This is a genomic window from Nocardia sp. NPDC052316, assembly GCF_044547795.1.
Taxonomy (GTDB): Bacteria; Actinomycetota; Actinomycetes; order Mycobacteriales; family Mycobacteriaceae; genus Nocardia.
The window spans coordinates 65,237-78,526 of the sequence record NZ_JBIUBB010000001.1; the positions used below are offsets into that span (position 1 = coordinate 65,237).

13 protein-coding genes are annotated in these 13,290 nt (G+C 68.1%); 6 read left to right on the forward strand and 7 right to left on the reverse strand.

The features are described from left to right. Positions 1-42 precede the first annotated feature (42 nt). Entirely contained in the window at positions 43-771 is a 729-nt protein-coding gene (locus tag ACIHA7_RS00320; RefSeq protein WP_397283971.1) for an LppP/LprE family lipoprotein, read from the forward strand. 88 nt (positions 772-859) lie between these two features. Here the strand turns inward: ACIHA7_RS00320 and ACIHA7_RS00325 are convergent, their stop codons facing one another. The 4 genes from ACIHA7_RS00325 to ACIHA7_RS00340 form a co-directional block, all read right to left on the reverse strand. Continuing rightward, complete coding sequence (locus tag ACIHA7_RS00325; protein ID WP_397283973.1) at positions 860-1,501, reverse strand: vancomycin high temperature exclusion protein; 642 nt, start codon at positions 1,499-1,501, stop codon at positions 860-862. Positions 1,502-2,078: 577 nt separating this feature from the next. After that, a complete protein-coding gene (locus ACIHA7_RS00330) occupies positions 2,079-3,065 on the reverse strand; it encodes a DMT family transporter (RefSeq protein ID WP_397283975.1) in 987 nt (328 codons plus the stop codon). Positions 3,066-3,127: 62 nt separating this feature from the next. Then, positions 3,128-4,150, reverse strand: coding sequence for an ArsR/SmtB family transcription factor (locus ACIHA7_RS00335; RefSeq protein WP_397283977.1), 1,023 nt, complete (start codon positions 4,148-4,150; stop codon positions 3,128-3,130). Between the two features lie 94 nt (positions 4,151-4,244). Next, entirely contained in the window at positions 4,245-4,472 is a 228-nt protein-coding gene (locus tag ACIHA7_RS00340; RefSeq protein WP_397283979.1) for a hypothetical protein, read from the reverse strand. 206 nt (positions 4,473-4,678) lie between these two features. Between ACIHA7_RS00340 and ACIHA7_RS00345 the strand changes: the two genes are divergently transcribed. After that, positions 4,679-5,983, forward strand: a complete 1,305-nt coding sequence (locus tag ACIHA7_RS00345) for a class I SAM-dependent methyltransferase (RefSeq protein ID WP_397283981.1) — start codon at positions 4,679-4,681, stop codon at positions 5,981-5,983. Positions 5,984-6,001: 18 nt separating this feature from the next. On the opposite strand, the gene ACIHA7_RS00350 is transcribed toward ACIHA7_RS00345, so the two are convergent. Together ACIHA7_RS00350 and ACIHA7_RS00355 are read right to left on the reverse strand one after the other, a co-directional pair. Next, positions 6,002-7,000, reverse strand: a complete 999-nt coding sequence (locus ACIHA7_RS00350; protein ID WP_397283983.1) for a diiron oxygenase — start codon at positions 6,998-7,000, stop codon at positions 6,002-6,004. A gap of 159 nt (positions 7,001-7,159) precedes the next feature. Then, positions 7,160-8,320: a lipase family protein gene (locus tag ACIHA7_RS00355; protein WP_397286425.1), complete on the reverse strand. Its 1,161-nt coding sequence runs from the start codon at positions 8,318-8,320 to the stop codon at positions 7,160-7,162. Positions 8,321-9,001: 681 nt separating this feature from the next. Here ACIHA7_RS00355 and ACIHA7_RS00360 point away from each other — a divergent pair. Beyond that, positions 9,002-9,514: a DUF664 domain-containing protein gene (locus ACIHA7_RS00360; protein WP_397283985.1), complete on the forward strand. Its 513-nt coding sequence runs from the start codon at positions 9,002-9,004 to the stop codon at positions 9,512-9,514. 10 nt (positions 9,515-9,524) lie between these two features. Here the strand turns inward: ACIHA7_RS00360 and ACIHA7_RS00365 are convergent, their stop codons facing one another. Continuing rightward, positions 9,525-10,094: a TetR/AcrR family transcriptional regulator gene (locus tag ACIHA7_RS00365; protein ID WP_397283987.1), complete on the reverse strand. Its 570-nt coding sequence runs from the start codon at positions 10,092-10,094 to the stop codon at positions 9,525-9,527. Positions 10,095-10,207: 113 nt separating this feature from the next. Here ACIHA7_RS00365 and ACIHA7_RS00370 point away from each other — a divergent pair, with 113 nt between their 5' ends. From ACIHA7_RS00370 to ACIHA7_RS00380, 3 genes are all read left to right on the forward strand, one after another. Further along, positions 10,208-11,269, forward strand: coding sequence for an amidohydrolase family protein (locus tag ACIHA7_RS00370; RefSeq protein WP_397283989.1), 1,062 nt, complete (start codon positions 10,208-10,210; stop codon positions 11,267-11,269). 29 nt (positions 11,270-11,298) lie between these two features. Continuing rightward, a complete protein-coding gene (locus tag ACIHA7_RS00375) occupies positions 11,299-12,477 on the forward strand; it encodes a GDSL-type esterase/lipase family protein (protein WP_397283991.1) in 1,179 nt (392 codons plus the stop codon). Between the two features lie 117 nt (positions 12,478-12,594). After that, the gene (locus ACIHA7_RS00380) at positions 12,595-13,290 is read left to right on the forward strand and encodes a DUF4386 domain-containing protein (RefSeq protein WP_397283993.1); all 696 of its coding nucleotides are present in this window, start codon (positions 12,595-12,597) and stop codon (positions 13,288-13,290) included.

The window sequence follows — 13,290 nt, forward strand, 5'->3', positions numbered from 1 at the left end:
CGCAGCAACTCCATACCCGACCACACCGATTCCGGGGGTTCAATGAACGTCAAGTCATGGGCTTTTGCCGCACTGGCCGCGAGCGTCGTACTCGGCGCCAGCGGCTGCGATTCGAGCTCGGCACCGCAGGCGACCAGGACGCCGATCCCGTCGGCGGTTCCGTCCTCGCCCGCCGGGCCGAGCAACGCGCCGGCTTCCGAACAGCCGGGCGACATCGATAAACCCGCCGATCCGCCGCAGGCGCAACCGAATCCGGAGACCACCAAGGCGCCGCCGCCCGCCACCGCGCCGGTCGATCGGCAAGAACCCGCACCCGCCCCGCCGCCGCCCCCGGCGAACCAACCGCCCAACGGCAGCGGACACGGCCTGTGCTTCGACTCGAATTCCCAGCTCGCCCGCAATGCGGTGGGCCGGCTCGCACCGAACGCGGGCGGATACCCGTGGGTCATCCTGGAGGCCAGCAACGACCCGATCGAGGCGGGCTGCGCCGGCGTGCTGTCCTGGATGCTGGTGAACTGGAACGGCAGCCACCCCGGCTACCACGTCTTGTTCTTCACCAACGGCAGCTACCTCGGCACCGCCACGTCCAAGTACTACGGCTACACCACGGTCCTCGGCAAGACCAAGAACACGGTCTCGGTGCAGTACCGATGGGTGAAGCCCGAAGACGCGCTGTGCTGCCCGTCGGGCGGACCCACCGTCGTGACGTACACCTTGAACGGCACCACCGTGACGGCTCAGGGACAGTTCCCGCCGGACCCGGACAAGTAGACCTGTAGCGCGAAAAGGCCCCTGCACCTTTCGGATCGAAGGTCGGGGGCCTCTTTCGTTCGACGAAACGCCCTTGGTTCCCGGCGGGTCAGCGGCCGATCAATGCGGCGACCGCTTTGGGAGCCGCGAGCCATTCGCGAATATTGTTGCGTACCAGCGTTATCCGCCGACAGTCGCAGTAGGCGGTTACCCCGTCGGCGTCGATATCTTCGGCGCGGCACAGCGCGACGGCCCGTGGCACATGCCGATATTGCGTGACGATGATCGCGCGATCGATGCCGAACAGCTGCCTGGCTCGCTCGCAGGTGGCGCGGGTCGACAAACCCTCGCCATCGGAGCGCACGAGCGCTGGATCGACCCCGTGGTCGAAGAGATACTTTGTCATCGAGGCGATTTCGTCACCCGAGGTCCCCGCGGCATCACCGGACACCAGGATCTCGCGAACCTTACCCGCTTGCAGCAGCTCGATCGCGACATCGAGCCGCCCGCGCAGGTACGCCATCGGCGTACCGTCCGGGCCGACCTTGGCCCCCGGCACGATCACCACCGGCGCCGTCGGCGCCGCGTCGGGGCCGAACCGGTGGCCGGAGGAGACCAGCCACAGCCGGACATTCGCGCCGACCACGACCAGCAGCAGCCCCGCTGCCATGGCGACGGTCGCTCGGAGCAGCCTGCGCATCCATCGCCGCTTCTGCTCGACCTTCGCCCGCGGCTCCTTATCGTCTGCCACGGCAACCCTTCCAGTCGATCCGATAGTGCGCACGCCGACTACACCAGTGGCACGGAAGTCGTCGTCCGCGACCAGCGTAGGCGACGGCCGCCAACGATCCGTCGACTCGCAGATCACCAGCCCCGACTGCCGGCGCGCGGCCGGGCCACGACTGCCGGCGCTCGGCCAGGCCACGTTGTCGGCCCTCCGCCGGGCCACGTTGTCGGCGCACTGCCGGGCCACGTTGTCGACGCACCACCGGGCCATGATGGTCGACGCACCACCGGGCCATGATGGTCGACGCACCACCGGGCCACGTTGTCGACGCACCACCGGGCCACGTTGTCGACGCTCCGCCGGGCCATGATGGTCGACGCACCGACGGGCCACGTTGTCGACGCTCCGCCGGGCCATGATGGTCGACGCACCGACGGGCCATGATGGTCGACGCACCACCGGGCCATGATGGTCGACGCACCGACGGGCCATGATGGTCGACGCACCACCGGTTTACGGTTGTCGGCGCGCGGCCGGGCCACCACCGGATCACGGTGATTCCTGCTCGGTAGGTGCACACGCCCGATCGCGCGTGGGCCGACTACTTGGGGTTTGTTACCTCTTGTGCCGCAAGGTCTTCCGGCTTCTTGTGTCCCAACGGCTCGACCAACTCCGCCGAGGCGACCGGCTCGACCGGTACGACCGACTTCTCCGCGCGGGACCGCGTAATCGCCACACCGGACAGGCACAGCACACCGCCGACCACCGCCAGCGGACCGGGGACTTCGTCGAGCGCGATCCACGCCATCAGGACCACCAGGGCAGGCACCGCATAGGTCGTCACACCCATCTTTCCCGCCGTAGTGCGCGACAGCGCGTACGCCCACGTGGTGAACGCCAAAGCCGTTGGAAACACACCCAGATACACCACACTCAGCGTCGCGGACAGCGGCGCTGCTGCAACCTCGCTGACCAACTGACCCGAGAACGGCAAGCAGGCGACCGTACCGATGACACACCCACCCGTGGTCACCTGCAACGCCGACGCATGGGCGAGCGCGGGTTTCTGCGCGACCACCGCCACCGCCCACGCCGCCGCGGCGGTGATACACAGCACCACGCCGAGCGCAGCCGCACTACCACCGCCCGAATTCGACAGCCCGACCACCACGGCGCCCGCGAATGCCACCGCGATCCCGGCCATCAGCCGCGCCGGAAATCCCTCCCGCAACACCAGTCCACTGAGCACCGCGATCATGACCGGCCCGATATTGATCACCATCGCCGCGGTACCCGCGTCGACGTACTGCTCACCCCAGTTCAGCGCCACCATGTACACCCCGAACCAGAGCACCCCGGACACCAGAATGCCGCGCCAGGCGGCCCGCGCGGGCATCCCCTCCCCCGTGGCGATCAGGATCAGCACCAGCGCGATGGCCCCGGTGGCCAACCGCCCCAAAGCCAGTGCGCCCGGCGAAAAGTCTTCTCCCGCAGCGCGAATGAACACGAAGGCCGAGGCCCACAGCACCACGGTCACCGCGGCCGCGACCACGGCCTTCCGATCACTGGATCGAACGACTAGCTCCATTTACCGAACGCTAGATCACCGGCCGCGCGAACTCACGCGGTTTTCCGACGTCGCGGCACGCATTACGCGATGCGGGTGCTGGTGGCGAGGTCGCCGTCGAGCAGGGCGGCGCCGAGGGTGGTCACCTCGTGGCGCATGGCGTTGCGGTGCCGCCAGCTTTCGACGAGCCCGGCCTCGCGCAGGATCGACGCGTGCTCGCTGGCCGTCGCGGGTGAAACACCCAGTCGGCGGGCGAGTTCGGTGGTGCTGCACCCTTCCGCGATCACCTGCAGGGCAGCGGCCCTGGTCCGGCCGAGCAGGGCGGTCAGCGCCTCGTTGGTCGCGCGCGGACCCCACACGGCGGCGAAGTCGCCGATGTCGCGCAGGACCGGAACGATCACCGTCATCGGCGCGTCCTTGTCCACCAGCGAGTACAGCGTGAGCGGTTCCGGCCAGGCGAACATGGAGGGGATGATGACCAGCCCGCGACCGTCGAGGTGCTCGTCGTGGCAGGGAGTTGTCCTGTGCACTTCGAGCACGGGTGCGCGCCAGCTCACGTAGGGGTGCAGCCCGGTGAACAACCGCTCGACGCCCTCGGTCGCGAGGGTGCGCGCCATCCGTTCGGCGGCCACCTCCAGGTAGGACTGGATGTGCGCCCAGCGGCCTGCGAACGCCACCGAGTGGAAGGCCTCGACGGCGTCGGCCACATTACGGCGCGCGGTGCCGTCTCGGTCGGCCAGCTCCGCCGTCCACGAGGGCAGCGGCTGTTGCCCCTTCCCCGCCCGGCGGCGCAGCACGCTCTCCACTTCCATCCGGAGTTCGTCGCGCGAGGCCAGGTGCAGTGCTTCGATACCCGCGGACATCGTGCGGGCCCCGCGCGTAGGCGTGATCAGATCGAGGAACGAATCGTCGGCGGGCAGAATGTCGGTGAGCACACCGAAATTGGCTGGGATCGCGCCGCGTATCTGGCTGCGCCAGCCCGCGAAACCGGCGACGTTGCGGCGCTGCACCACCCGGGTGGCCAGCATTGTCTCCGCGATGGCGCCGAGCGGGGCGCCGATGCGCACCCGCATCAAATCGTCCGGCGTGCAGATGATCCGTTTCATCCCCGGCCACCTCGCCTTCGCACGGCCGCGCCGTCGCAGGCCGATCCCGTGCCCCGCACCATGTCCACCCGATACCGCACCACGGCACCTCCGATCACCAGGAACCCCGCCACCGTACCGCGACGAGCGGATCCACCCGCACCACAAGCTCCGCCGCGTTCGGGGCGAGCGGCGACTCCTCCGCTACCGGGGCGTCCCGGCCCGACCCCCTCGACGCCGAGCGCCGCCGTCCGCGCTGCCACTGCGCCACCACACTGTCGGCCATCCGTGCCACCGCCAGCGCGACACCGCTCTCACCATGCACCGCTACGTCTCTCACCATGTCGAACTCCTCGTTGTCGCTGTTCAGCAGCCTAGGAACGAGACGGTGGCGCGGTCACCATGATTCGGCCAAGGCCGAAACACCGAGCAACCCGCGGGCCCGGCGGAACCGCTCGGCAGCGAACCTGCGCTGTTCGGGCGCAGCGATCGCCGACGCGAGGCCCGTCGTTGCCGCCCTCGGCGGGCGGCGCGGGCCATAGTGGTCCTATGGGCGACAAGACAACGGTTGCGGCCGTGCTCGAACCCCTGGCGCGGGCCGCGCTCGGGTCCGATTCGCCGGTGCGCTTCGAGTTCTGGGACGGCAGCGCGATCGAACCCGCGGGCGCGTGCGCCGGAACCATTCGCATCCGATCCAAAGATGCGTTGCGCCACATGGTCTGGGCGCCTGGCGAACTCGGTATCGGCCGGGCCTATGTATCCGGCCTGGTGGACCTCGACGGGGACATCTTCGCGATTCTCCGAGCGCTGGCCTCGCACGCGCCGAGCGACGCCGCGCTCGGCCTCGGTGCGGCATGGCAGGCCATCGGCGCGGCGCGCCGGCTCGGCGCGCTGGGGTGGCGCCCGACGCCACCGCCCGAGGAGGTGCGTCCGCTGCGCGGGCGGCTGCACACGAAACGCCGGGACGCGGCGGCGATCAGCCACCACTACGACGTCGGCAACGACTTCTATCGGCTGGTGCTCGGGCCGAGCATGACGTATTCGTGCGCGCGCTTCGTCTCGGCAGCCGACGACGGTAGCGGTGGCGCGAACGGGGAGGTGTCGCTGGAAGACGCCCAGCGCGCCAAACACGATCTGATCTGCCGCAAACTCGGTCTACGGCCCGGGATGCGGTTGCTCGATGTGGGGTGTGGTTGGGGATCGATGGCGATCCACGCGGCGGCGACCTATGGCGTGCGGGTGGTTGGCGTGACGATCAGCAGTGCCCAGGTCGAGCTGGCGCGGGCGCGGGTGGCCGAGGCGGGGTTGGCCGAGGCGGTCGAGATCCGGCTGGCCGACTACCGCGATCTGCGTGGCGGGCAGTTCGACGCCATCTCCTCGATCGGCATGTTCGAGCACGTCGGCACGGAACGCGCGGCGGAGTATTTCGACACGCTGCGTGCGTTGCTCCGCCCCGAAGGACGACTACTCAATCACGCGATCTCGTCGGCGGGCGGATCGGTCATGGGCAGAAACTCGTTCGTCGGCCGCTACGTCTTTCCCGACGGTGAGCTGGTCGATGTCGGTGCGGTCGCGGTGGCGATGCAGCGCGCGGGCTTCGAGGTACGCGATGTCGAGGCGCTACGCGAGCACTACGCACTGACACTGCGCGTCTGGGTGACCAATCTGGAAAGCGCTTGGGACCAAGCGGTTTCGCTCACCAGCGCCGGGCGCGCCCGGATCTGGCGGCTCTACATGGCGGCCTCGGCGTTGGGTTTCGAGGACGGCGGACTCGGGCTGCACCAGGTGCTCGGTGTGGTGCCGGATGCGCAGGGGCACACCGGGATGCCGGGGACTCGGCGCGCATGGGGGTGAGCGCCGAGCCCCGCGCATTCAGGAGCGGGTGCGCACCGGTTCGCCGCGGTACCTGGACTGCCCGCCATCGATCCGCAGCAGCCGCCAGGTCAGCTTCGCAACCGGGTTCATCAGGCCGATGTCCGCCGCGAGCATTCTGGCCTCGCCGAAGAAGTCGCGGCGGCGCGCGCGGGCTTCGGGGCTGCGCCAGAACAACTCTCGGCGAATGCTCAGCGGAATGTCGAACTCGCGGAACAGCGAGCGCGGCGGCTTCACGATCAGGTCGCAGGCGATGAACATGATGATCGGGTAGGCCAGCGACAGCGTGGCGCGCTGCACGCGCCCCAGCTTCGGGACCCGGTGGCGCAGGTACTCGTGCGCGAAGGCGATGTGACGGGCCTCCTCGGCGATGTGAATGCGCATCACGTCACGCATGATCGGGTGCACGTCCCGGCCCGCGCGCAGCACCTGCTTCTGCACGTGGTCGATGGGCTCCTCGCCCGCGAGGACGGCGACGAAGAAGGTGGTCGGGAAGAACCGGCCGAGCAGCGGCACCAGCGGTCCGAGCGCCTTCATGATCCGGCCCATGCCCGGCACGTCCGCGCCGATCCGGTTCACCATCTCCTGGAACATCAGGGTGTGGTTGATCTCCTCGGCGACCTCGTGGTTGAGGTACCGGAACTCGGCCGATCCGTTGGGCACCACGGCGAACAGATAGTTCATCACCCCGCCGATCAGCACCTCCTCGAACTGCAGGCCGACCTTCGCGATGTTGGCCTGGCGCCACATGCCGATCTCGATCTTGCGCTGCTCGGGCAGCGCGAGATACCACGGGTGCGCGCCGAGCGGGTCGCTGTCCGGCGGCAGGATCCAGCGCGGGTCGTTCGGGGTGACCGCCCACTCGGGCGCCTCCCAATCGATCTCGGTGTAGGGATCGAAGTGCTTGTTCACCGAACCTTCGGAGAGCGTCGTCAGGATCCCCGCGTACGCGCTGTGCGCCGCGGTCCGAGACGGCGCCGTTGCCGACTTTGTAGCCATGACGTCTACCTCATATCCAGTCGAGGTTAATGTGACACAGATTAACCGTAACAGTCTGTCTCATACATTTCTAGACCGGAGCTGCAAACGACCGACGGGACACGGTGGCGGTAGCCCTGGGCGTACCGCCGCCATGTCCCGTCGGTCTGGGTGCAGGTGTTATGCGCAGTTGCTCGGCGCGGGTCTGCCGTCGAAGCGGCCGTCGAGCCAGTTGAGCATCGAGGGGAACCCGAGTACGGCGGCGGTCAGATGGTCGGGGCTGGGGAAGATCTCCGACTCCACCCGCACGCCGGCGCGGCAGTACCGGTGCATCGTGTTCGCGATGGCATCCAGCGGGATGACATTGTCCTGCGGGGAGTGCCACTCGAAGATCGGTGTCTCGGGGACGCCGTCGTAGAGCTCGACGCTGTTCTCGTCGGCCACCGCCCATGCCTTCGGGTCGTGCGCGAGGACAAGGTCTTTCGCGTACTCCGGCAGGCTGTGGCCGACGCCGCGGGCCAGCAGATCGTTGGTGCAACTGTTGGCGATCGACCTGGCCGCCGCGAGCCCCTTCTCGTTCAGCGCGCTGCTGATCGGCAGCCGGTCCGGGTATTCGCGCTCCATGCCGAGCACGGCGGCCATGCCGAGGCCGAAGGCCGGGTGCTGGTTGTGCCCGATGGCCCAGCCCATCGTCGTCAGGTTCATCGGGACGCCGCCCTCGGCGGCGCCGACGATGTTCAACTCGGGCGCGTACTTCGGCGCCAATGCCGCGGCCCAGGCGGTCGCCATGCCACCACCGGAGTAGCCGGACAGCGCCACCGGGCTCTTGCCGAGGGTGAGCTGCGGCAGCCGCTGGGCGGCGCGGATGCCGTCGAGGGTGATCTGGCCGCCCAATTTCGCCGCGCCGTAAGCACTGTTCGGGCCCAGGTGATCGGGCAGCGCGACGGACCAGCCGCGCAGCAGCGCGACGTTCAACATCGGCGCGAACGGGACGATGAAGTTCGGATCGTTGGCGTAGAGCGAGTGCGAGATCGCGCACTGGGTGCCGAGCCCGTTGATGATGTGCTGGAAGGACAGCAGCGGTGCGTCCGGCCGGTGCCCGATCGGGGTCACCACCGTGGTGGTCGCCGCGATCGGCTTGCCGAGGGAGTTGGTGGAGCGGAACTTGATCAACGTGACCGAGGCGCCGGGGAAGAAGAACAGCGGCGGCATCGGACGGGTGTCGAGCACGTCACCGGGGGCCTTGGCGGCGATATCGGCCGGGGCGGCGTAGAACGGATCCGGGTCCGGATTCGGATAGATCGGCTGGGCATTGGCGGTGACGGTGCCCGCGGAGGCCATGACCGCGCTGATCGTCAGCGCACCGAGGGCCGCGAGAATCGGTCTCAGCTTGGGGCCACCGGTTGCCTGCCGAAAAAGTCGTCTACCCACTGGGTTGTACCTCCACTGCATCGCGATGATTTTCAGGTGTCCGGCGAACTGCATTTCACGGGCGCGAAACGACAATAGTCATCGGCTCGCTTCTTGTCGCGGGCGAGCCTGGGCGGAAGTGTCGCAGATTACATGCCACTCTTACCGCCGATTACAGTTGTGCTCACAATGCCTCGCCCGCAATACGAGCGGGCCGCCACCAGCGGCAATGAGCTTGCTGGCCAGGCGATTTGGTCAGCATAGTGGCCCATGGGAGTGCCTGCGCAAATAGAATCGCGCAGCCTTTCAGTGCGGCTTAAAAGCGCGTTCAGTTTTCCTTGAAAGGTTTCCCGCGTTTACCTGTTATTACCCGGACAGCGCACGCTTCTGCTTTGTTCGGAGCGTCGCCATCGCTCGGCCCGAGTAATGAGAAGACCGTACCCGTCGCACGCCGATGCGAAGAATTCACGTGCTCCTAACGAGGCGCTCCGTCGGAATTCATGGAACACACGCGACCGCGGAGCCCACACCCGCCGCGCCGACCGCCTGCCACCACCCCGCCCGGCGCCGAGGCGGGAATAATGAACCGTTCCCCCACGATTGGACCCGATCATGACCAGCGCTGACTTGTTGATCGACGCCTTCGGCCGAGTCCAGGAACACGTGCACGCGGCGGTATCCGGCCTCACCAACGACGAGCTCGCCGCCCGGCTCGATCCGGGTGCCAACTCCATCGCCTGGCTGATCTGGCATCTCACCCGGGTCCAAGACGACCACATCGCCGACGTCGCGGGCGTCGAACAGGTGTGGACGGCGGCGGGCTGGGCCGAGCGTTTCGGCTTGCCGTTCGACGACACGGCGACCGGCTACGGCGACAGCCCGGACGAGGTGGCTCAGCTCGGGGCCGCGTCGGCCGACCTGCTCCTCGGTTACTACGACGCGGTGCACGCCCAGACGATCGAATACGTCTCGGGACTCACCGACGCGGATCTCCCCCACGCCGTCGACACCCACTGGGATCCGCCCGTCACCCTCGGCGTCCGCCTGATCAGTGTCGTCGACGACGACATCCAGCACGCGGGCCAGGCGGCCTTCATCCGAGGAGTGCTGTTGCGCCGCAGGTGAACCCGGGCGCTCAGGCCGGTGGCCAGTTCCGCAGGACCGCGTCGAGTGCGTCCAAGGACCGCGACCAGGAGTCCTCGACGCTGCGCGGGTGGCTGTCGTATCGGCCGGTGGTTTCCAGGCTGACGTAGCCGTAGAAGGTGCCGTGCAGCAGGCGGATCGCGTCGGTTTGGGCGGGCTCGGGCAGGTGGTAACCGCGCAGGATCGCGCGGGTCATCTCCGCGTGCCGCATGGCCGCGCTGGCGGCGGCCGTCGCCGGGTCGAGATCGAGCTGCGTCGCGGCGTACCGGCCCGGGTGCCGCTTCGCGTAGTCCCGGTAGGCGTTGGCGAAGGCGACCAGCGCGTCCTTGCCCGCGCGGCCGGCCAGCGCGTCCGCGACCTTGTCGGCGAGTTCGGCCAGCGCCAGCACCGCCACCTTCACCCGCAGGTCACGCGCGTTCTCCAGGCGGGAGTACAGGCTTGTGTCCTTCACGCCGAGCTTGCGCGCCAGGGCGGAGACGGTCACGTTGTCGAAGCCGATCTCGTCGGCCAGTTCCGCCGCCGCTCGGACCAAGCTCTCGTCGGTCATCCGCGCGCGTGCCATACCGTTCTCCTCATCGATCAAAGACCTAAAGCATTTGCCTAATATCTCTAGGTAATTTAGCGTACCTACTTGTTGAATCAGCTAGCGAGTGCGAACGAAGGGAGACCGCCACCATGAACGCTCAGGTTTCCCCTGCGACGCGCCCGACGGAGTTCGGCCGGATCTTCCCGCCGGACGAGAGCTGGCTCGCACGGCAGCGGCCGGAGCAGATCCTGCTGCCCGACCTGCCGATCATCGATCCGCACCATCACCTCTGGTACCACCCTGGATTCCGCTACCTCCTGGAGGAATTCACGGCGGACACCGGCAGCGGACACCACGTGATCGGCACCGTCCACATCGAGTGCATGTCGGCGTACCGCACCGACGGACCGACGGAGTTGCGACCGGTCGGCGAGACCGAGTGCATCGCGGCCCTGGCCGCCGCCGGCGACGCAGCGGGCGGCCCGACCAGAGTCGCCGCCGGAATCGTCGGGCGGGCCGACTTCGCCCTCGGGGCCGACGTCGTCGACACCGTCATCGAGCATCACCTCGCCGCGGCGCAGGGCCGATTTCGCGGTCTGCGCTACGCGGCGAGCTGGGACGCGAGCGCGGACATCAAACTCAGCCATCCCGGTAGCCGTCCGCACATGCTCGCCGAACCGGCGGTGCGGGACTGCGCACGCGTGGTGGCCGGCCGCGACCTGACGCTGGACCTGTGGATCCTGTCCCCCCAACTCGCCGACGCCGCCGAGTTGGCCGACGCGATTCCCGAACTGCGCCTGGTGCTCGACCACTGCGGCGCACCGCTCGGCTTCGGACCCTATGCCACCGACCGGCCGGCGCACTTCACCACCTGGGCGCGCGGCATCGAAGCGGTGGCGCGGCGACCGAACGTCGTCTGCAAACTCGGCGGCCTGCTCGCCACCGCCGCCGCCTTCGACTATCGCACCGCCGCGACACCGCCGACCTCGGAAGAGCTTGCCGCCCTGTGGCGTCCGTGGTTCGACACCTGCGTCGAGGCCTTCGGTCCGGACCGGTGCATGTTCGAAAGCAACTTTCCCGTCGAGAAAATGGGAACCCGATACGCGACGCTGTGGAACGCCTTCAAACGGCTTGCCGCCGGCGCCTCGGATACCGAACTGGCCGCGCTGTTCGCGGGAACCGCCCGCCGAACGTATCGGCTGGCGCTGTAGCCGCCGCGATCTTTCTAAGGAATACCTTCATGATCACCACCTCCATTCGACCCGAAATCCTCCGTGGCGCACTCGATGTCGAGCGAACCGCGAACGGTCTACTGCCGCATCGTCTTCCGGCGAGTGCGCGCAAGCAGTTTCCCGACGACTATTTAGCGATGGTCGAGGCGCAACCCGCCGGTGTGCGGCTGGCCTTCCGGACCACCGCGACCCTCATCGAGCTGGACACGCTGCCCATCCGCACCGTCTACCGGGGCGCCCCTGCGCCGCCGGACGGTGTGTACGAGCTGCTCGTGGACGGTCGACCGGCCGGCCAGGGCACCGTGCCCGGCGGCACCCGCCACGTCGTCGACATGGCCACCCAGGCCAAGGTCACCGAGGCAGGCCCGGCAGGCACCCTCCGATTCGACGGACTGTCCGGCGATCCGAAGGACATCGAAATCTGGTTGCCGCACACCGAAATCACCGAGTTGGTCGCCCTGCGCACCGACGCACCGGTCGAGGCGACGCCGGACCGTGGCCGCAAAACGTGGCTGCACCACGGCAGTTCGATCAGTCACGGCGCCAACGCCGACCGACCGACCGGCACCTGGCCCGCTCTGGCCGCGGCCCGCGGCGAGGTCGAGCTGGTCAACCTGAGCCTGCGCGGCAACTGCCTGCTCGACCCGTTCGTCGCGCGCGCCATCCGTGACACCCCAGCGGATCTGATCAGTCTCAAGATCGGCATCAACGTGGTCAACACCGACGTGATGCGGTGGCGGGCCTTCGGACCCGCGGTGCACGGTTTCCTCGACACCATCCGGGACGGGCACCCGAGCACGCCGCTGGTGGTCGTCTCCCCCATTCTCTGCCCGATCCACGAGGACACGCCCGGTCCTGGTGCCCTCGAATTCGACGGCAGGAGAGTAACTTTCCGCGCCACCGGCGACCCGGCGGACCGCGCTACCGGGCGGCTGACCCTCAACATCATCCGCGACGAACTCGCCCGCATCACCAAGCAGCGCGCGGCCGACGACCCGAACCTGCACTACCTCGACGGCCGCTCGCTCTACGGCGAGCGGGATTACCAGGAGCTGCCTCTCCCCGACCACCTGCACCCGGATCCCGCCACGCACCGCCTTATCGGAGAACGCTTCGCCGACTTGGCATTCGGTGATGCCGGTTTGTTCGCCGGCTGTGTGTCGACCCCACTGCCGAGCCATCGATAGTGGGGTCGGGAACGGCCCTTAAGTGGTTTCCCTGATGTGTGAGAGGTCCGGGTCGGCGGATACTTCCTGGTGCGATTGACTCTCCCCGGGAGGCAGCCGATGTCAAATCTCGTTGTCATGAAACCCGTTGCCGCTGAGCGGTTTCGTCGGCTACAGCTGCGCATCGGCGGTATTGTCGCGCTGACCGGGGTCGTGCTGATCGCCTTCGTCAATGCGCTGCTCGGCAACGTGCCGAGGACCGATTACCTCGCGGTGCTCGAACACGTCAACGAGCGCCCCTGGTTCGTCATGCGACTGGCCGGAATTCTGGCCATGCTCGCCTGGGTGGTGGCATTCTCGACGGTCGGCCGTACGGTGCGCGATCCACTCGGCCGAGTGGTCGCGCGGATGGGCGAGCCGGTGCTGATCGTCGCGGTCGCGGTCTTCGCGGTCGACTACGCACACGATGGCTTCGGCATCGGCGTCACCGCGGAGCGTTGGGCCGCAGGCGATCTGGCCGCTGGCAACGCCGTTGCCGACGCCCGAATGCTCGAAGTGCTGGTCGGTGCCACCTCGATGTTGTCTCAGGCCCTGCTCGGTCTCGGGTTGACGATCTACGCGGCGGCACTGCTGTTGACGCGCGAATTCTCCCGAATCCTGTGCTGGCTCGGCCTCATCGGCGCCGCAGGCTGGTTTCTGGGCGGCGCGGCACTGGTCGCCAGGGTGGACGGACTCCGGTTCGAGGTCGTTCTCCCGTTCATCGGTGCCGCCACGATCTGGGTGACCGGCATCGGTATCACCTTGATCCGCCGCAGCTTTCAGCCTGATCGATAG

What these genes read in the sequence shown, in the direction of transcription:
- ACIHA7_RS00355 (WP_397286425.1), bottom strand. Translation starts at nt 8,320, where the DNA reads ATGGCCTCCGCGGGCACCGTCACCGCCAATGCCCAGCCGATCTATCCG.
- ACIHA7_RS00370 (WP_397283989.1), top strand. Translation starts at nt 10,208, where the DNA reads ATGAACGCTCAGGTTTCCCCTGCGACGCGCCCGACGGAGTTCGGCCGG.
- ACIHA7_RS00320 (WP_397283971.1), top strand. Translation starts at nt 43, where the DNA reads ATGAACGTCAAGTCATGGGCTTTTGCCGCACTGGCCGCGAGCGTCGTA.
- ACIHA7_RS00380 (WP_397283993.1), top strand. Translation starts at nt 12,595, where the DNA reads ATGAAACCCGTTGCCGCTGAGCGGTTTCGTCGGCTACAGCTGCGCATC.
- ACIHA7_RS00335 (WP_397283977.1), bottom strand. Translation starts at nt 4,150, where the DNA reads ATGAAACGGATCATCTGCACGCCGGACGATTTGATGCGGGTGCGCATC.
- ACIHA7_RS00345 (WP_397283981.1), top strand. Translation starts at nt 4,679, where the DNA reads ATGGGCGACAAGACAACGGTTGCGGCCGTGCTCGAACCCCTGGCGCGG.
- ACIHA7_RS00360 (WP_397283985.1), top strand. Translation starts at nt 9,002, where the DNA reads ATGACCAGCGCTGACTTGTTGATCGACGCCTTCGGCCGAGTCCAGGAA.
- ACIHA7_RS00375 (WP_397283991.1), top strand. Translation starts at nt 11,299, where the DNA reads ATGATCACCACCTCCATTCGACCCGAAATCCTCCGTGGCGCACTCGAT.
- ACIHA7_RS00365 (WP_397283987.1), bottom strand. Translation starts at nt 10,094, where the DNA reads ATGGCACGCGCGCGGATGACCGACGAGAGCTTGGTCCGAGCGGCGGCG.
- ACIHA7_RS00340 (WP_397283979.1), bottom strand. Translation starts at nt 4,472, where the DNA reads ATGGTGAGAGACGTAGCGGTGCATGGTGAGAGCGGTGTCGCGCTGGCG.
- ACIHA7_RS00350 (WP_397283983.1), bottom strand. Translation starts at nt 7,000, where the DNA reads ATGGCTACAAAGTCGGCAACGGCGCCGTCTCGGACCGCGGCGCACAGC.
- ACIHA7_RS00330 (WP_397283975.1), bottom strand. Translation starts at nt 3,065, where the DNA reads ATGGAGCTAGTCGTTCGATCCAGTGATCGGAAGGCCGTGGTCGCGGCC.